A 16,437-nucleotide genomic window follows, 5' to 3' on the forward strand; every position below is an offset into this window, starting at 1 on the left:
CAGACAATTGTCCCATGACCCAAGCCACCCTTTCCAGTACCGTCACCCCTTCGATCGACCAACCCAGACAGATGCTCGGAGGTCTGTCGCAAGCGCAGTTCATGCGCCGCCATTGGCAAAAAAAGCCTCTGCTGATCCGCAACGCCTTTCCTGACTTTCATCCGCTGCTCAGCCGTCAGCAGCTGTTCGCGATGGCCGCAGACGAAGCGGTGGAGTCGCGACTGATCGTGCACAAGCCCAAGGGCTGGGCACTCAAGCACGGGCCGTTCGGTCCGAGGGCCTTTCCCCCGCTGAAGCAACCCCGCTGGTCGCTGCTGGTGCAGGGCGTGGACCTGCATGTGAACGCTGCGCATGAGCTGCTGCAGCGCTTTCGCTTTGTGCCAGACGCACGGCTGGACGACCTGATGATCTCGTGGGCCAGTGATGGCGGTGGTGTGGGTCCGCATTTCGACAGCTACGACGTGTTCCTGCTCCAGGCCAGTGGTCAGCGTCTTTGGCGCATCGGTCGGCAGAAAGACCTGTCATTGGAGCAGGGCGTGCCGCTGAAGATCCTCAGCCATTTCCAGCCGGAGGAGGAGCATCTGCTCAACCCTGGCGACATGCTGTATCTGCCCCCACGCTGGGCCCACGACGGCATCGCCGTGGGTGACGACTGCATGACCTATTCGGCCGGGTTTCGTGTGCCGCAGCGCGGTGGACTGGCTGGAGAGTTGCTGCAGCGCATGGCCGACGAGTACGACGATCCCACGCTGTACCGTGATCCCGATCAACTGGCCACCGCAACGCCAGCGGCCATGCCCGCCTCGCTGGAGGCCTTCGCCGCCGACGGGCTCCAGCGCTTGCTGGCCGACCGGGCCTCGTTGGCCTGCGCGCTGGGCGAGGTGATGACCGAGCCCAAGCCCCGTGTGTGGTTTGAAGAGCCGCAAGGCGCATGGACTCCCTCAGCTTTGACGCTGGACCGGCGCACCCGCATGATGTATGACGACAAACACATCTTCATCAATGGCGAGAGTTTCCGGGCGGATGGGGCCGACGCGCGCCTGATGCACACGCTGGCCGATCAGCGGCGACTGGGACATGTGCAGGTTCAGCGCGCCAGCGAAGGCGCACGCTCGCTGCTGCAAGACTGGTTTGAGGCGGGGTGGTTGCACCCCCAATCTGGGGCTTGAAACCACAAGGACCGATGCGATGGAACCCGAACATGGTGTGAATGAACCGGTTGCCTTGCCCGTGGGGCGGCTGCAGGGGCGGCAGGTGTTTGTCGACTTGGTGCGCCAGGCCCTGGCCTGTGCCGCGCGCGAGCGGTGGGGGCACATCGTGCTCAGCGACCCCGATTTCGCCGACTGGCCGTTGGGCGAACGTGCCGTGGTGGACTCACTTCAAGCCTGGGCCGGTCGTGGCCGCCACATCCGGTTCATGGCGCGGGACTTCGGATGCCTGCGCGAGACGCATCCACGTCTGGTGCAATGGCGGACCACCTGGGCCCATCTGGTTGAAGCCCATGCGTGCCGTGGGTTGTCGGGGGGCGACGTGCCCAGCGCGATTTGGTCACCCGGCTGGACCATGGAGCGTCTCGACATCGACCGTTGCACATTGGTGGCCAGCACTGAACCCGAGCGCCGAACGCAGTTGCATGAACGCTTGCAGGCGTGCTGGCAACAAGGAAGCCCGTCGTTCGCGGCCACCACATTGGGTTTGTAGTCTTTCGTGTGACAGATTGTTTTTTTTGAACTTACTCTGTCAACAAAAGAAAAAAATGGGCGAGGGTAAATACTTATGGTTGATTCAAAGGTATGATTCTGACCCAGTCTGCAGGGTGCAATCCAAACGCTCGCGCAGCAGGGTCAACCAAGCCCGGATCACGGATTCGGGTTTTTTTATGGTTGATTCAAGATCATTTTTGTTCATCCATTTGAGGAATCACCATGAAAAAGACCGTTCTGCTCGCCTCCCTGCTCGCCGCCATCGCCCTGACCGCTTGCGGCAAAAAGGAAGAAGCACCTGTTGCCGCTCCTGCTGCTGAAGTGGCCCCCGCCGTTGAAGCCGCCAAGGACGCTGCTGGCGCCGCTGTCGACGCCGCCAAGGATGCTGGCGCCGCTGCTGCCAACGCCGGTGCTGCTGCTGGCGCCGCTGCTGGTGCTGCCGCCGCTGGTGCTGCTGACGCCGCCGCCACTGCTGCCAAGGACGCCGCAGTCACCGCTACCGACGCAGCCAAAGAAGCCGCTGACAAGGCTGCTGAAGCCGCCAAGGCCGCTGCCAAGCCCGCCCAGTAATACGGGTTCCGGGCTTCGGCCCGAACATGAAAAAAGCCGCTGTGAAGACAGCGGCTTTTTTATTGCCGGAACCGAATGGGTTCGGGCAAGTGAAGTGGACGGCCAGACGAGCTGGCCGTCCACTGTCGTTTACTTGATGTCGTTGGCCAGCAGTTGCACGATGCGTTGTGCATCGGCCGAACCGTCGGGTTGTCCTTGGGCGTTGAGCACCGACACCGTGGTGGTCGTGCCGCTGCTGCGCACGGTGATGCGGTATTGCGCCGGTTTGGCCTGTGGTTCACCGCCGCCGAACAAGCGTCCGAAAAAGCCCGGTTTGGGACCATCGGTGGTGGCCAAGGGCACGTAGCGGACGAAGTACATGCCCTGGGTACGGTCACGATCCTCCACGGTGAATCCGGTGCGGTCGAGCGACAACCCCACACGGCGCCAGGCACGGTCAAAGTCGTCTTCCATTTGCAAGACGGGCAAGTTGTTGACGGTGGTCACACGTGTGGTCGTCTGGGTGGGTGCTGCGGCCACCACGGCCTTCGCCTGTGCCTCGTTCACACCCAACTTGATCATCAAACGGCGCAGGAATTCCGTTTCGAGCTCGACGTCGGCAGGGCGGGGTTGCCAGATCGTCTGGTCCTTTTTGGAATCGGTGTAGACCTCCACCATGCCACGGTGGCTGATGTAGATTTCGGTACCACCGGCGGCGTTGCGCTCCAGCCGGGTGCGGAACTTGTCGCGCTCGCCGGTCGAGTACAAGCTGTCGAAGACCTTGCCGATGGTGGATCGGATCACGTCTTGCGGCAGCTTGGCGCGGTTTTCGGCCCAGTCGGTTTCCATCACGCCCAGGTTCTCCTGGTTCAGCGTGAGAACGAATCCGTTTTCCTGCCAGAAGTCTTTGACCGGGGTCCAGACCTTGTCTGCCGGGCGGTCGATGACCAGCCAGCGCAGGTTGCCCGCGCGCTCGATGCGCACGTCACCCACTTTGTTCGCTGCCGTGTCGCTGGCACCTGCACCCGTGACGGGCTGCGCGGCCTGATAACCACTCGCCGTCACGACCGAGCCGGGCACCTGGTAACGAGCGTCACGGCTGAGCTGGGTCAGATCGGGAGGCACGTCGAGTGTGTTGCCCTGGCGCGCGCTTTTGTAGTCGATCTTGTCTTCCTGCAGCACGGAACAGCCCGTGGCCAGCACGGCGGCCAGAGCCACCACCCCGAGGCGGTCTCGAGGGGCGCGCCAAGGGCTGGGGGAAGAACATGACATGGGGTGGAGTGTGTGCATGGGGGGCTCGGTGGCGTCAGGAGGAATGGGCTGCGGCTCAGTCGATCAGGCCGCTGTCTTTGAGCGCAGCCTCGACCAAGGGTTCCAGCGAACGGGTCATGGGCGTGAGCGGCAGGCGCATGGTTTCGGCGCACAGGCCCATGCGGGCCATGGCCCATTTCAGCGGGATCGGGTTGGCTTCGACGAACAGGTTCTTGTGCACCGGCATCAGGCGGAACTGAATGTCCATGGCCTTGCGGGTGTCGCCAGCGATGGCGGCCATGCACAGCTCGTGCATCAGGCGCGGCGCGATGTTGGCCGTCACGCTGATGTTGCCCTGACCGCCACACAGCATCAGCGCCACGGCGGTCGGATCGTCACCAGAGTAGATGGCAAAGCCTTTGGGCGCTTCGCGGATCAGCCACTGCGCGCGTTCGATGTTGCCGGTGGCTTCTTTGATGCCGACGATGCCGGGCACGGTGGCCAGGCGCAGGGCGGTCTCCACCGACATGTCGGCCACGCTGCGACCGGGCACGTTGTACAGCACGATGGGCAGGTCGCCGGTGGCTTCGGCGATCGCCTTGAAGTGCTGGTACTGACCTTCTTGAGTGGGCTTGTTGTAGTAGGGCACGACCTGCAGCTGGCAGTCGGCGCCGACCTGTCGGGCGAACTTGGCGAGCTCGATGGCTTCGGCCGTTGAGTTGGCACCGCAGCCGGCCATGATGGGCACGCGCTTGGCTGCCTGTTCGACCGAAACGCGGATGATCTCGCAGTGCTCCTCAACCGACACCGTGGGCGACTCGCCCGTGGTGCCGACCACGCCAATGCAGTCGGTGCCTTCTGCGATGTGCCAGTCGATGAGTTTGCGCAGGGTGGGATAGTCCACGCTGCCGTCGGGAAGGAAGGGGGTGACGAGGGCAACGATGCTGCCGGTGATGGGTTTCATGTTCTCTGTCTCGGTACAGGGGGCGCCGTGTCACGGCAGCGAAGGAAAAAGGACCCGGGCGGCACGCGCGCGAATCCCGCATTCTACCCAGCGGCATCCAGCGCAAAGCGCGGGGGCAGGGTGGCGGTGGATGGGGGTTTTCGCACCGCCACGATGCGTTGGACAAAGCGCTCAGGGGCGTCACAGAAGCCGTCTTCATACGCTACGACATGCAGGTCGGCGCAGACCCGCAGCAGCTCACCGTGGTGTAACAAAAAGTCAGGCCGCGAGGGCTTGCCCACGGTCTCGTTGCCGGCTGCAAAGGTCTCGCAGATCAGGACGCCGCCATCGGCCACGCTGGCGACGATCTGCAGCAGCAGAGGACGCCAGAGGTAGTTGGTCACCACCACCGCGTCGAAGGTCTCGCCCGCGAACGGCCAGGGGCCGTTTTCGATGTCGGCTTCGACGGCGCAACCCAGCTCCGCCACGGCGGTGATGGCTTCGGGCGAGCGGTCCACACCCGTCACCGGATGACCGAGCCCGGCGAACCAGCGCAGGTGCCGGCCGTGGCCGCAGGCCACGTCGAGCACGGTACCGCCGCTAGGCACGAGGTGCGACCATCGCCTGACCCAGGCCGAGGGAGCTTCCGTGCCGTACATCAGAAACAGCTCCAGAGCTGGTCGGCCAGATTCACCAGGAAATCAGGCCGGTTGTAGAGCGAGAGTGTGCCCAGCAGCGCGAGCGCCACCCCGGTCCACATCAGCGCCTTCACTACCAAGGGCTTCACGCTGCGGCTCCCACGCGCTGCGGACCGCGGGTGATGGGCGCCTCGCGCACCGGCAGGTTGATCAGCGCGGCGAACACGCCCAGCGCGATCGAGATGTACCAGACGATGTCGTAGCTGCCGGTCTGGTCGTACAGGTAGCCGCCCAGCCACACGCCCAGGAAGCTGCCGATCTGGTGACTGAAGAACACGAAGCCGCCGAGCATCGACAAATGCGCTACACCAAAAATCTGCGCCACCACCGCGTTGGTCGGCGGAATGGTGGACAGCCAGAGCACGCCCATGACGGCCGCGAACACGTACACGCTGGCGGGCGAGAGCGGCACGATCAGGAAGGCGCTGATCGCCACGGCGCGGGCCAGGTAGATGAATGACAGGATGTGGCGCTTGGGAAAACGCTGCCCCAGCACGCCCGCCGCGTAGGTGCCCAGCACGTTGAACAAGCCGATCAGCGCCAGCGCGTAGCTCGCCACCTGGGGCGACAGGCCGTTGTCTTTGAGGTAGCTCGGCATGTGCACGCCGATGAACACCACCTGGAAGCCGCAGACAAAGTAGCCGGCCATCAGCAACTGGAAGCTGCGGTATTTGAAGGCTTCGCGCGCGGCCTGAAGAATGGTCTGTTCCCGGGGAGGCGCCACGCCACCCACAAAACCCGGTTCGCGCAGGAACAGCGCCAGCGGCATGATCAACAACACCGCGCCACCGAGGATCAGCAGCGCCTGCTGCCAGCCGAACCCGCTGATCAGCCAGCCCTCGATGGGCACCATCAGGAATTGACCGAACGAACCCGCCGCTGCCGCCACGCCCATGGCCCAGGAGCGTTTCTCGGCCGGGATCTGTCGGCCGATCACGCCGTAGATCACGGCGTAGGTGGTGCCGGCCTGCGCCGCGCCGATCAGCACGCCAGCGGTGAGAGCGAACGTGAGCGGTGTGGGCGACAGCGCCATGCCGGTCAGCCCCAGTGCGTACAACACGGCGCCCAGCAGCAGCACACGGAAGGCGCCAAAGCGGTCGGCCGCCATGCCGGCGAAGATACCGAACAGGCCCCATGAGAGGTTTTGAATCGCCAGCGCGAACGCGAAGTTTTCTCGCGTCCAGCCCTGGTCCTGGGTGATGGGCTGCAGCCAGAGGCCGAAGCCGTGGCGCACGCCCATGGAGAGCGTGACGATGGCGGCGCCGCAGGCGAGCACCTGGAGCGTGGAGAGGCGGGCGGTTGGCGCGGTGGCCGAATGGGAGGACATCCCGAAAATGTAGCGAATCCCCGGAGAACGCGCCTGTCGCCTTCAATTCAAGTCGATGAAATCGGCGCTGGCGATTGATGTCCAGCGCGAATGGGTGGAGATGGCGGGTGTTTTCTCTGTATTTGCATCCAGTGGTTTGAGTGGGGATGCTTACAATCCGCCCCCATGGCAACCCAATCTCCCAACGAATACTCCGAAGGTTCGATCCGCGTCCTCAAGGGTCTGGAGCCGGTCAAACAGCGCCCGGGCATGTACACCCGGACCGACAACCCGCTGCACATCATCCAGGAAGTGCTGGACAACGCGGCCGACGAGGCCCTGGCCGGTCATGGCAAAAAGATCAAAGTGACGCTGCACACCGACAGCTCGGTCAGCGTGGAGGACGATGGCCGCGGCATCCCGTTCGGCCTGCATCCGGAAGAAAAGGCCCCGGTGGTCGAGCTGGTGTTCACCCGGCTGCACGCGGGTGGCAAGTTCGACAAAGGCTCGGGTGGCGCCTACAGCTTCTCGGGCGGCCTGCACGGCGTGGGCGTGAGCGTGACCAACGCGCTGTCCACCCGGCTGGAAGTGACCAGCTACCGCGAAGGCCAGGTGGCCAGGCTCGCGTTCTCGGCCGGTGACGTGATCGAACAACTGGTGATCGCGCCCAAGGGCGAGGGCGACCGCAAGCAGGGCACCACCGTGCGCGCCTGGCCCGACGGCAAATACTTCGAATCCGCCGTGCTGCCCATGGCCGAGCTGACGCACCTGCTGCGCAGCAAGGCGGTGCTGATGCCGGGCGTGCAGGTCACGCTGGTGAACGAGAAGACCAAGGACACCCAGGTCTGGCTTTACAAGGCCGGTCTGCGCGACTACTTGGCGCAGACGCTGCATGGCGACCCGGTGATCCCGCTGTTTGAAGGCGAAGGTTTTGCCGACGCGAAAGACGACAACTTCGCCGACGGTGAAGGCGCCTCGTGGTGCGTGGCCTTCACCGAAGACGGCCAGCCGGTGCGCGAGAGCTACGTGAACCTGATCCCCACCAGCGCCGGTGGCACGCACGACAGCGGCTTGCGCGACGGCCTGTTCCAGGCGGTCAAGGCCTTCATAGAGATGCACGCGCTGTTGCCCAAGGGCGTGAAGCTGCTGCCCGAAGACGTGTTCGCCCGTGCCAGCTACGTGCTCAGTGCCAAGGTGCTGGACCCGCAGTTCCAGGGACAGATCAAGGAGCGCCTGAACTCGCGCGACGCGGTGCGCCTGGTCGGCGGCTTCGTGCGCCCTGCGCTGGAGCTCTGGCTCAACCAGCACGTGGACTACGGCAAAAAACTCGCCGAACTCGCCATCAAGGCGGCGCAGTTTCGCCAGAAGGCCGGCCAGAAGGTCGAGAAGCGCAAAGGCTCGGGCGTGGCCGTGTTGCCCGGCAAGCTGACCGACTGCGAAAGCCGCGACCTGGCCCACAACGAGGTGTTCCTGGTCGAGGGTGACTCGGCCGGCGGCAGCGCCAAGATGGGCCGCGACAAAGAAAGCCAGGCCGTGCTGCCGCTGCGCGGCAAGGTGCTCAACACCTGGGAGGTGGAGCGCGACCGCCTGTTCGCCAACACCGAAATCCACGACATCTCGGTCGCCATTGGTGTCGATCCGCACGGCCCGCTGGACACGCCCGACATGAGCGGTCTGCGCTACGGCAAGGTCTGCATCCTGTCGGATGCTGATGTGGACGGCTCGCACATCCAGGTGCTGCTGCTCACGCTGTTCTTCCGCCACTTCCCCAAGCTCATCGAGGCCGGCCACGTGTACGTGGCGCGCCCGCCGCTGTTCCGGGTGGACGTGCCCGCGCGTGGCAAGAAGCCGGCGCTCAAGCAGTACGCGCTGGACGACGGCGAGCTGCAAGCCATCCTGGACAAAGCCGAGAAAGATGGTGTGTCGCGCGAGAAGTGCCCGATCAGCCGCTTCAAGGGGCTGGGTGAAATGAACGCCGAACAGCTCTGGGACACCACGCTCAACCCCGACACCCGCCGCCTGATGCAGGTGACCCTGGGCGCGATGGACTTTGCGGCCACGGAGGCGCTGATCACCAAGCTCATGGGAAAGGGCGAAGCGGCCTCGCGCCGCGAGCTCATGGAGCTGCACGGTGACTCGGTGGAGGTGGACGTGTGATGCGCAGCGTGCTTCGCCTGTTCGCCGCGTGGGTCGCGGCCGGGCTGCTGCTCGCGGCCGCGCCCGCTCGCGCCGAAATCTGGGGCTTTGTGGACCGCAAGGGCATGTCGCACTTCGCTGACCATCAGGTCGACCGCCGCTACGAGTTGTTCTACCGGGGCGCCAAGGCCTCGGCGGGTTCGTCCTCCAGCCGGGTGCCCAGCGCCGTCAATGCGCCGCCCAGCTTGGGTGCGCGCTTTGATGTGTCCCCCGATTTCAAGGCCGTTCGCCACCTGATCCGCGAAGCCGCCAACGCCCACGGGCTGGAGTTCGAATTGCTCCAGGCCGTGATCGCCACCGAGTCCGGCTTCAACACCCGCGCGGTCAGCCCCAAGGGCGCGATCGGCCTGATGCAGCTCATGCCCGACACGGCGCAGCGCTTCGGCGTGCGGCCCAAGGTCAACCAGACGCTGGAAGAACGCCTGACCGATCCGCGCACCAACGTGCAGGCCGGCGCCCGCTACCTGGCCTGGCTGCTGAAGTACTTCAACGGTGAGCTGGAGCTGGCCATCGCGGCCTACAACGCCGGCGAGGGCGCTGTGTTGCGCGCAGGCCGCAAAGTGCCCAACTACCCCGAGACCCGCGACTACGTGCGCAAGGTCACCCAACTTCACCAGAACCTGCTGCCGCCCCGTGCGGTGAGCGAGGGGCGAGCGGCCGCCCTGTCACCCGCTGCCATGCAGCCTCGCAGCCTGCCCGTGGCCTCGCTCTGATCTGTACCCCACCGAATTCCCATGGACATCTTGAATACCGACCTCGCGCCGGCCGAACCCGTTGAGCCCGGCGAAGACAACCTCGCCACCTACGCACAACGCGCCTACCTCGAATACGCCCTCTCTGTCGTCAAGGGCCGTGCCCTGCCCGACGTGTGCGACGGCCAGAAGCCGGTGCAGCGCCGCATCCTCTACGCCATGGACCGCATGGGTCTGGGCTACAGCGGCAACACGGCCGCCAAGCCGGTCAAGAGCGCGCGCGTTGTGGGTGACGTGCTGGGCAAGTACCACCCGCACGGTGACAGCGCGGCCTACGACGCGCTGGTGCGCATGGCGCAGGACTTCAGCCAACGTTACCCGCTGATCGACGGCCAGGGCAACTTCGGCAGCCGCGACGGCGACGGCGCCGCGGCCATGCGCTACACCGAAGCGCGCCTGGCCAAGATCACCGGCCTGCTGCTCGACGAGATCGACCAGGGCACGGTGGACTTCATCCCCACCTACGACGGCTCGTTCGAAGAACCCAAGCAGCTGCCCGCGCGCCTGCCGTTCAACCTGCTCAACGGCGCCTCGGGCATTGCCGTGGGCCTGGCCACCGAGATACCGAGCCACAACCTGCGCGAAGTGGCCGACGCCTGTGTGGCGCTGGTGAAGACGCCCAAGCTTAGTGACGAAGAACTCTTCGCCATCATTCCCGGCCCCGACTACCCCGGCGGCGGCCAGATCATCAGCCCGGTGGGCGACATCGCCGACGCCTACCGCACGGGCCGCGGCAGCCTCAAGGTGCGCGCGCGCTGGAAGATCGAAGACCTCGCGCGTGGCCAGTGGCAACTCGTGGTGAACGAGCTGCCGCCCGGCGTGAGCAGCCAGCGTGTGCTGGAAGAGATTGAAGAGATCACCAACCCCAAGGTCAAGGCCGGCAAGAAGGCGCTGAGCCAGGACCAGACGCAGCTCAAAGCCAGCATGCTGATGGTGCTGGACGTGGTGCGCGACGAGTCGAGCAAAGACGCGGCGGTGCGCCTGGTGTTCGAGCCCAAGAGCAGCCGCATCGAGCAGCAGGAACTCATCACCGCGTTGCTGGCCCACACCAGCCTGGAAAGTTCGTCGCCGATCAACCTGACGATGATCGGCCTGGACGGGCGGCCGACGCAGAAGAGCTTGCGGCTCATGTTGAGCGAGTGGATCGAGTTCCGTCAGAGCACCATCGTGCGTCGCACGCAGCACCGCCTGAACAAGGTGCTCGACCGCATCCACATCTTGGAGGGCAGGCAGCTCGTGCTGCTGAACATCGACGAGGTGATCCGCATCATCCGCCACAGCGACGAGCCCAAGCCCGCGCTGATTCAAGCCTTCAAACTCAGCGACCGCCAGGCCGAAGACATACTTGAAATTCGTCTGCGCCAGCTGGCCAGGCTGGAAGCCATCAAGATCGAACAGGATCTCAAAGAACTGCGCGAAGAGCAGGGCAAGCTGGAAGACATCCTGGGCAACCCGGCCAGCCTGAAGCGCCTGATGGTCAAAGAGATCGAGGCCGATGCCAAGACCTTTGCCGACCCGCGCCGCACGCTGATCCAGGCCGAGAAAAAGGCCGTGGCCGAGATCAAGGTGGTGGACGAGCCGGTCACGGTCGTCATCTCCAGCAAAGGCTGGGTGCGCGCCCGCACAGGCCACGGCCACGAAGCTGGCAGCTTTGCCTTCAAGGCGGGCGACGGCCTGTATGGCACGTTCGAGTGCCGCACGGTGGACCTGTTCATCGTGTTCGGCAGCAATGGCCGTGTCTATAGCGTGCCGGTCGCGAGCCTGCCCGGCGCCCGCGGCGACGGCCAGCCCATCACCACGCTCATCGAGCTGGAGAGCGGCACGCAGCCGCTGCACTACTTCGCCGGCCCGGCCCACGCCACGCTGCTGCTCGCCAGCACCGGCGGCTACGGCTTCCTGGCCACGGCGGACAACCTGGTCTCGCGCCAGAAGGCCGGCAAGGCTTTCATCAGCGTGGGCGAGGGCGAGACCATCTGCGCGCCATCCCACGTGGCCAACACCAGTGGCGGCCAACCGCTGCTGCCGGCCACCCATGTGGCCTGCGCCTCCACCGGCGGCCGCATCCTGACCTTTGACATCGCTGAACTCAAGGCCATGGAGAAGGGCGGTCGTGGACTGATGCTGATCGACCTCGAAGCCAAAGACACGCTCGCTGGCGCCGCGGCCTACACCCGCAGCGTGAAGATTGAAGGCATCGGCCGCGGCGGCAAGGAGCGCGACGAAACGCTGGAGATCCGCAGCCTCAACAACGCCCGCGCGGCCCGTGCGCGCAAAGGCAAGGCGGCCGACCTGGGCTTCAAGCCCCACAAAATCACGCGGGTGGAATGATGGGCGCCGACGCCACCAGCCTGTTCCTGATGCTGGCGAGCTTCGCGCTCACCTTCTTGGTTGCGCGCCTCATTGGCAAACGCCTGAAGGCCCGGCGCGATACGAAGCAGGCCGCCCAGGCCGAGCAACATCTGGCTCAACAAAGCCGCCAGGTGCGGCGGGCGCAGGCGCGCAAAAAACGCAGCTGAACCGCCATGCGCCATCCACCGGTCTTCGGCCCCCACCTCAAAGGCTTCCCCACCGGTGGCGCGCAGCTCACGCGCGAGCAGATTCCCCAACAAGGCTGGCAGCTGCTTCGCGGTGACCTGGCCCTGCCGCTGGCGGTGATCAAACAACCTGCCCTGCAGCACAACCTGCGCTGGATGCGTGACTTCTGCGCGCAGCGCGGCATCGATCTCGCGCCGCACGGCAAGACCACCATGTCGCCCGAGCTGTGGGCGATGCAGCTGGAGGCGGGCGCCTGGGGCATCAGCTTCGCCACCGTGTTCCAGGCGGCGGTTGGCGTGCGCCATGGCGTTGCACGCATCGTCATCGCCAACCAGGTGCTGCAGCCCGCCGAGCTGGACGCCTTGGTGGCGCTGCACATCGAGTGGCCCGCGCTGCGCTCGCTGTTTCTCGTGGACTCGATGGCGCAGGTCGACCTTATCGAAGCCTGGGCGCTCCAGCGCGGCTGGGTGGGGCGTTTCGACGTGCTGCTGGAGCTCGGCATGGCCGGTCAGCGCACTGGCGTGCGCGAGCCGGGCGCCGCCCGCGAGCTGGCACGGCGCATCGCTGCCAGCCCCGCTCTGCGCCTGTGTGGTGTGGAGTGTTACGAGGGCCTTGTGGCCCGTTGCGATCACGCCAAGGACCGCGCCGCCGTCAGCGAGCTGATGGACCGCGTGGACCTGCTGGCCCGCGAAGGCGTGGCCCAGGGGTGGTTTGGCCAAGCCGACGAGATTGTCATCAGCGCCGGTGGCTCCGCCATCTTCGACCTCGTGGCCGAGCGCATGACACCCGACCTTGGCGTGCCCGTGCGCGGCATCCTGCGCTCGGGTTGTTACCTCACGCACGACCACCTGCGCTACCAGCGTTACCTGTGTTGTGTGGGCGAGCGTCTGAACCTGCGCGAAACCCTGAAACCCGCGCTGGAGGTGCTGGCCTGTGTGCAGAGCTGTCCCGAACCCGGGCTGGCGTTGCTCGGCATGGGCCGGCGCGACGTGTCGCACGATCTGGACATGCCCTTGCCGCTCTGGCGGTCGGATGCCAAGGGGGGTGCGCCGAGAGCCGTGCCCGCCCACTGGCACATCGATGCCCTGAACGACCAGCACGCCTACCTGCGCTTTGAACCGGTGGCGCCCCAGAGTGAATGGCCGCAGCTCGGCGAAACCGTGGCCTCGGGTATCTCTCACCCCTGCACCACCTTCGACAAGTGGCGCTGGCTGCCCGTGGTGGATGATGGCTACCGCGTGGTCGATGCCGTCACCACCTGGTTCTGACCCGGCGCCTTTCGGGGCTGGTTCCGAATCCGCGTGCTAACCTGCGCAGCGTTTTTCAACCCAAGAGGCAAACATGCTGAACTCTCTCAAGAACTGGCTGTTGGTGGTGTCGTCTGGCCTGTTGCTGACCGCTTGCGGCGGTGGCAGTGACGACCCAACTCCCCACGGCGCGATCGCGCTCAACGCCACCCAACCGGCGGCGCTGATCGTGACCAACTTCATTTCCCAGGAAACAGCCAACGCGGCGGCGGTCACCCGCTGTGGCGGTGAAGGTTGTGTGGTGGTTTTCGAGTTCTCCGGCAAGGGCAGCTGCGGCGCGCTGGCCACGGGCGGTGGCAGCGCGCTGGTGTGGGGCGTGTCGGGCGGTGCCACCCAGGCCGAGGCCGAAGCGGGCGCTCTGGCGCAGTGCCAGGCCAAGGGTGGCCGCAACTGCAGCATTCCCAGCGCCATCCCTGGCAAGTGCATGTGATCCAGACCTGGTTGGCGGTATCGAAGGCCGCCTTCACCATGAAGGCGCTGAGTGGGGTCGTTCAGACCGCGCTTTCCGCAAACGCCTTGTAGTTGTTGAGGATCGCCTGCCAACCACCGACCTGGTACTCGGCTGGGAAGGTCGCGTCGGGGGTGAAACTCACGGTCAGCTCGGTGTGGCCGTCCTTCTCGCTGAACACCGCCAGCACCCGCCGGTCTTCACCCAGTGCATAGACCAGACGCTGCAGCGGGACCACCTCGGTGTAGGTGCCTTCGAAATCAAAGCCCATGGAGCCGTCGCGCGCTTCCATGCGCGTGCGCAGCACGCCGCCGACGCGCAGGTCGTTTTCCGCTCGTGGGCAATGCCACTCCGGCGCCGCGTGGTTCCACTGGACGATGGCCTCAGGGTCGGTGTACGCGGCCCATGCGCGGGCGGAATCACATTGCACGAGGACCCGCACGGTGAGCAGGGTGTTGTCGATCATGGTTCGTCGTCCTTTCAAAAGCCTGAGATGCACAGGGCTCTGGAAGATACCCGAAGCTTCACCCAGCGAGACGCAAGGGATGAGCCGCCTGTGTTGGGGGGATGGCTCTAAACTTGCTGCACCGCAGCATAAAACGCTTGCCATCATCGGGAATACCCGTAGAATCACACCCATGCTGCACTGCAACATAAATCGACAATCGATGCATGTTCACCGGCGGCTTCTCAACCCTCCACTTCAAGGAACCTGAAATGAACAACCCCGCTGAACAATTGATCGCCGCCAACAAAGCCAACCTGGAAGCCCTCGAAGGCGCCGCCAAGAAGGCCTACACCGGCGTGGAAAAGCTGGTCGACCTGAACATGGCCGCCTCCAAGGCCGCCTTGGGCGAGTCTTTCAGCTACGCCCACGCTGTCATGGCCGTCAAGACGCCCCAGGAATTCATGACCCTGCAAACCAGTTTCTTCCAGCCTCTGGCTGAGAAGTCGGTCGCCTACTTCCAGCATGTGCAAAGCATTGCCACCGAAGGCAGCGCCGATTTCACCAAGCAGGTCGAAGCCAAGATGGCCGAAGCCCAGAAGGCGTTCGGCGCCTCCGTGGACCAGTTGGTGAAGAGTGCACCGGCCGGCTCCGAAACCGCCGTGGCCGCCTTCCAGAGCGCGTTGAGCAACGGCCAGAAGGCCGTTGAGCAGACCCAGGCCGCCATCAAGAAGGCCACGACCGCCGCCCAAGCCAACTTCACGGCTGCTTCCAAGCAAGCCACCGATCTGGCCAAGAAGGCCTCCAAGGTCTGATTGACCCGGATGTGAGCGGCCTTCGGGCCGTGACCACCCCAACAAAAGAGGCTCCTTCGGGAGCCTCTTTTGTTGGGCAAAGCGGCCGCCTTCACAACTGGCCAGCCTCCACCCAGAACCGTTCTCGGGCGATGCCCGCGAGCCAGGCCTTGAAGCGCGCCCTGTGCGCCTCCCAGGGGGCGGCCAGAGGCGCGCGAGGGTCTTCGCTCAGCGAATAGGCCATGCCCTCGACGAACCATGTGGGCATGAGCAGCCGCCGGATCACGCCCAGGCGCTGCCCCTGCAAGACGTGGATCAGCTCGTGGCGGATGAAATGGGGTTGCCAGGCTCGAGGCGCCAGAACGATGCCCCAGGTGCCCACCGTCACCGCCGCCCTCGCTCCCAGCCCGAAACGGTCGGCACAGGCCTGCGTCGCGCAGAACACCGCTCGGGGTGCTGTTTCCAGCGGGGCAATGGAATCCGACACGAACGCCATGCCTTCGGCATAGAGGTCACTGGCTGCTTGCCAGCGCTGTGGATCGTCGGTGCAAACCGGTCCCCGGTCGCACGAGAGACCCACCAGCGCGGGCGCCAGCACGCGCACGGGTTTGACCAGCAGCCAGGCCGCGAGCGGCGTCACCACCAGCAGCAAGAAGGCCAGGCGCAGGAGCAACAGGCGTTTGGTCTTCATGGGTCCCTGTTCAATCGGGCGAGCCCGTCTCCGCCATCTGCTTGAGCCGCGCCAGCGTCACCGGCAGTCCGGCGTCCAGCTGGCGTTTCAGCGCCGGGCCGATCAACGAGGACAACAGGCCCGAGAGCGTCACCCGGTGCACCACCTCGGTCTGCGAGGGTCCGAGTGGGGTCATTTCATGCTCGAACACCATGCGCAGCAGCAGCGGAATGCGCGATTCCACCGTGAACCCGCGCGCCGGATCGGCGAAGGTCACCACCATGGGCACCGTGTTGCCCTGGGTCGGTGTCAGCGTGCCGCGCGAGCCGGCGGCCAACGGACCGTCCAGCGTGGCGGCCCTGGTGTCCGGGTCCCACTGACGCCAGTGGGGTACGTCGGCGTAGATCTGAAAGATCGGGCCTGGCGGGGTGGAGATGGTGATGCGATGTTCAATCAACATGTTGCGGTCGCTTGGTGTGTCGGTTGTCGGCCTCCAAGCGAACTCACGCGCTCTGTGCCGCCGCCCTTGCGTTTAGACTGGTTTTTACGGGTTCATGAGGAGGCGCTGTGTGCATGGGCCGCTTCGAATGGAACCCTCCGAACCTGCTTTTCGTCCGCCATCAATCATGTTCCCTATGTTGAAACCCCCGCTCACCATCGGCCTGTGCACACAGGTTGTTTCGACGGCACGCGGAACAGTCCATGTGGGCATCGCGCTGTTGTTCGCTGTGCTGGTGACAGCGTGCGGCGGGGGCGAAGCCCAGGGTGATGCTGTTCAGCTCGACCGGGCGCCGCAAAAGGAGGTGGTCGGGACGGCCGGACCCCAGTCAGTGCCTGGCG

The 16,437-nt window shown here is 65.2% G+C and carries 18 protein-coding genes; 10 read left to right on the forward strand and 8 right to left on the reverse strand.

What is annotated here, in order from left to right; genetic code table 11:
* Positions 1 to 14 precede the first annotated feature (14 nt).
* The 3 genes from B0E41_RS06790 to B0E41_RS06800 all read left to right on the forward strand — a co-directional run bounded on the left by B0E41_RS06790 (position 15) and on the right by B0E41_RS06800 (position 2,273).
* Positions 15 to 1,169 (forward strand): cupin domain-containing protein, encoded by a 1,155-nt coding sequence (locus B0E41_RS06790; protein WP_077330250.1) that lies wholly within the window; start codon positions 15 to 17, stop codon positions 1,167 to 1,169.
* Between the two features lie 19 nt (positions 1,170 to 1,188).
* A complete protein-coding gene (locus B0E41_RS06795) occupies positions 1,189 to 1,701 on the forward strand; it encodes a hypothetical protein (RefSeq protein WP_077330252.1) in 513 nt (170 codons plus the stop codon).
* A 224-nt stretch (positions 1,702 to 1,925) separates the two neighbouring features.
* Positions 1,926 to 2,273, forward strand: a complete 348-nt coding sequence (locus tag B0E41_RS06800; RefSeq protein ID WP_077330254.1) for a hypothetical protein — start codon at positions 1,926 to 1,928, stop codon at positions 2,271 to 2,273.
* A 129-nt stretch (positions 2,274 to 2,402) separates the two neighbouring features.
* On the opposite strand, the gene bamC is transcribed toward B0E41_RS06800, so the two are convergent.
* The 5 genes from bamC to B0E41_RS06820 all read right to left on the reverse strand — a co-directional run bounded on the left by bamC (position 2,403) and on the right by B0E41_RS06820 (position 6,471).
* A complete protein-coding gene (bamC, locus tag B0E41_RS06805) occupies positions 2,403 to 3,524 on the reverse strand; it encodes an outer membrane protein assembly factor BamC (RefSeq protein ID WP_143433707.1) in 1,122 nt (373 codons plus the stop codon).
* A 55-nt stretch (positions 3,525 to 3,579) separates the two neighbouring features.
* The gene (dapA, locus tag B0E41_RS06810) at positions 3,580 to 4,467 is read right to left on the reverse strand and encodes a 4-hydroxy-tetrahydrodipicolinate synthase (protein ID WP_077330258.1); all 888 of its coding nucleotides are present in this window, start codon (positions 4,465 to 4,467) and stop codon (positions 3,580 to 3,582) included.
* 83 nt (positions 4,468 to 4,550) lie between these two features.
* A complete protein-coding gene (locus B0E41_RS06815; RefSeq protein WP_077330260.1) occupies positions 4,551 to 5,105 on the reverse strand; it encodes a class I SAM-dependent methyltransferase in 555 nt (184 codons plus the stop codon).
* Entirely contained in the window at positions 5,105 to 5,233 is a 129-nt protein-coding gene (locus B0E41_RS27715; RefSeq protein WP_290440840.1) for a hypothetical protein, read from the reverse strand. The genes B0E41_RS06815 and B0E41_RS27715 overlap by 1 nt, the downstream gene beginning before the upstream one ends.
* Complete coding sequence (locus B0E41_RS06820; protein ID WP_077330262.1) at positions 5,230 to 6,471, reverse strand: MFS transporter; 1,242 nt, start codon at positions 6,469 to 6,471, stop codon at positions 5,230 to 5,232. Before B0E41_RS06820 ends, B0E41_RS27715 begins: the two co-directional genes overlap by 4 nt.
* Positions 6,472 to 6,636: 165 nt before the next feature.
* Between B0E41_RS06820 and B0E41_RS06825 the strand changes: the two genes are divergently transcribed.
* The 6 genes from B0E41_RS06825 to B0E41_RS06850 all read left to right on the forward strand — a co-directional run bounded on the left by B0E41_RS06825 (position 6,637) and on the right by B0E41_RS06850 (position 13,670).
* Entirely contained in the window at positions 6,637 to 8,607 is a 1,971-nt protein-coding gene (locus B0E41_RS06825; protein ID WP_077330264.1) for a DNA topoisomerase IV subunit B, read from the forward strand.
* A complete protein-coding gene (locus B0E41_RS06830; protein ID WP_077330266.1) occupies positions 8,607 to 9,359 on the forward strand; it encodes a lytic transglycosylase domain-containing protein in 753 nt (250 codons plus the stop codon). Before B0E41_RS06825 ends, B0E41_RS06830 begins: the two co-directional genes overlap by 1 nt.
* A gap of 21 nt (positions 9,360 to 9,380) precedes the next feature.
* Complete coding sequence (parC, locus tag B0E41_RS06835; protein ID WP_077330268.1) at positions 9,381 to 11,726, forward strand: DNA topoisomerase IV subunit A; 2,346 nt, start codon at positions 9,381 to 9,383, stop codon at positions 11,724 to 11,726.
* On the forward strand, positions 11,726 to 11,914 hold the full coding sequence (locus B0E41_RS06840; protein WP_077330270.1) for a hypothetical protein: 189 nt from the start codon (positions 11,726 to 11,728) through the stop codon (positions 11,912 to 11,914). The genes parC and B0E41_RS06840 overlap by 1 nt, the downstream gene beginning before the upstream one ends.
* Positions 11,915 to 11,920: 6 nt before the next feature.
* The gene (locus tag B0E41_RS06845; protein WP_077330272.1) at positions 11,921 to 13,201 is read left to right on the forward strand and encodes an alanine racemase; all 1,281 of its coding nucleotides are present in this window, start codon (positions 11,921 to 11,923) and stop codon (positions 13,199 to 13,201) included.
* Between the two features lie 73 nt (positions 13,202 to 13,274).
* Entirely contained in the window at positions 13,275 to 13,670 is a 396-nt protein-coding gene (locus B0E41_RS06850; RefSeq protein WP_077330274.1) for a DUF4189 domain-containing protein, read from the forward strand.
* 61 nt (positions 13,671 to 13,731) lie between these two features.
* On the opposite strand, the gene B0E41_RS06855 is transcribed toward B0E41_RS06850, so the two are convergent.
* A complete protein-coding gene (locus B0E41_RS06855) occupies positions 13,732 to 14,154 on the reverse strand; it encodes an SRPBCC domain-containing protein (protein WP_077330276.1) in 423 nt (140 codons plus the stop codon).
* A 251-nt stretch (positions 14,155 to 14,405) separates the two neighbouring features.
* Between B0E41_RS06855 and B0E41_RS06860 the strand changes: the two genes are divergently transcribed.
* Positions 14,406 to 14,948, forward strand: coding sequence for a phasin family protein (locus B0E41_RS06860; protein WP_077330385.1), 543 nt, complete (start codon positions 14,406 to 14,408; stop codon positions 14,946 to 14,948).
* 91 nt (positions 14,949 to 15,039) lie between these two features.
* Here the strand turns inward: B0E41_RS06860 and B0E41_RS06865 are convergent, their stop codons facing one another.
* Together B0E41_RS06865 and B0E41_RS06870 are read right to left on the reverse strand one after the other, a co-directional pair.
* Positions 15,040 to 15,618: a hypothetical protein gene (locus B0E41_RS06865; RefSeq protein ID WP_077330278.1), complete on the reverse strand. Its 579-nt coding sequence runs from the start codon at positions 15,616 to 15,618 to the stop codon at positions 15,040 to 15,042.
* A gap of 10 nt (positions 15,619 to 15,628) precedes the next feature.
* Positions 15,629 to 16,057 carry an SRPBCC family protein gene (locus B0E41_RS06870; RefSeq protein ID WP_077330280.1) on the reverse strand — a complete coding sequence of 143 codons (429 nt, stop codon included), beginning with the start codon at positions 16,055 to 16,057 and terminating at the stop codon, positions 15,629 to 15,631.
* Positions 16,058 to 16,437 lie beyond the last annotated feature (380 nt).

Origin of the sequence: Hydrogenophaga sp. A37 (genome assembly GCF_002001205.1) — a bacterium.
GTDB lineage: Bacteria > Pseudomonadota > Gammaproteobacteria > Burkholderiales > Burkholderiaceae_C > Hydrogenophaga.

Excerpts from the sequence above, each read along its gene's own strand:
- B0E41_RS06825 (WP_077330264.1), top strand. The coding sequence starts at position 6,637 with ATGGCAACCCAATCTCCCAACGAATACTCCGAAGGTTCGATCCGCGTC.
- B0E41_RS06830 (WP_077330266.1), top strand. The coding sequence starts at position 8,607 with ATGCGCAGCGTGCTTCGCCTGTTCGCCGCGTGGGTCGCGGCCGGGCTG.
- dapA (WP_077330258.1), bottom strand. The coding sequence starts at position 4,467 with ATGAAACCCATCACCGGCAGCATCGTTGCCCTCGTCACCCCCTTCCTT.
- parC (WP_077330268.1), top strand. The coding sequence starts at position 9,381 with ATGGACATCTTGAATACCGACCTCGCGCCGGCCGAACCCGTTGAGCCC.
- B0E41_RS06840 (WP_077330270.1), top strand. The coding sequence starts at position 11,726 with ATGGGCGCCGACGCCACCAGCCTGTTCCTGATGCTGGCGAGCTTCGCG.
- B0E41_RS06820 (WP_077330262.1), bottom strand. The coding sequence starts at position 6,471 with ATGTCCTCCCATTCGGCCACCGCGCCAACCGCCCGCCTCTCCACGCTC.
- B0E41_RS06795 (WP_077330252.1), top strand. The coding sequence starts at position 1,189 with ATGGAACCCGAACATGGTGTGAATGAACCGGTTGCCTTGCCCGTGGGG.
- B0E41_RS06870 (WP_077330280.1), bottom strand. The coding sequence starts at position 16,057 with ATGTTGATTGAACATCGCATCACCATCTCCACCCCGCCAGGCCCGATC.
- B0E41_RS06855 (WP_077330276.1), bottom strand. The coding sequence starts at position 14,154 with ATGATCGACAACACCCTGCTCACCGTGCGGGTCCTCGTGCAATGTGAT.
- B0E41_RS06860 (WP_077330385.1), top strand. The coding sequence starts at position 14,406 with ATGAACAACCCCGCTGAACAATTGATCGCCGCCAACAAAGCCAACCTG.
- B0E41_RS06845 (WP_077330272.1), top strand. The coding sequence starts at position 11,921 with ATGCGCCATCCACCGGTCTTCGGCCCCCACCTCAAAGGCTTCCCCACC.
- B0E41_RS06850 (WP_077330274.1), top strand. The coding sequence starts at position 13,275 with ATGCTGAACTCTCTCAAGAACTGGCTGTTGGTGGTGTCGTCTGGCCTG.
- B0E41_RS06800 (WP_077330254.1), top strand. The coding sequence starts at position 1,926 with ATGAAAAAGACCGTTCTGCTCGCCTCCCTGCTCGCCGCCATCGCCCTG.
- B0E41_RS06815 (WP_077330260.1), bottom strand. The coding sequence starts at position 5,105 with ATGTACGGCACGGAAGCTCCCTCGGCCTGGGTCAGGCGATGGTCGCAC.
- bamC (WP_143433707.1), bottom strand. The coding sequence starts at position 3,524 with ATGTCATGTTCTTCCCCCAGCCCTTGGCGCGCCCCTCGAGACCGCCTC.
- B0E41_RS06865 (WP_077330278.1), bottom strand. The coding sequence starts at position 15,618 with ATGAAGACCAAACGCCTGTTGCTCCTGCGCCTGGCCTTCTTGCTGCTG.
- B0E41_RS06790 (WP_077330250.1), top strand. The coding sequence starts at position 15 with ATGACCCAAGCCACCCTTTCCAGTACCGTCACCCCTTCGATCGACCAA.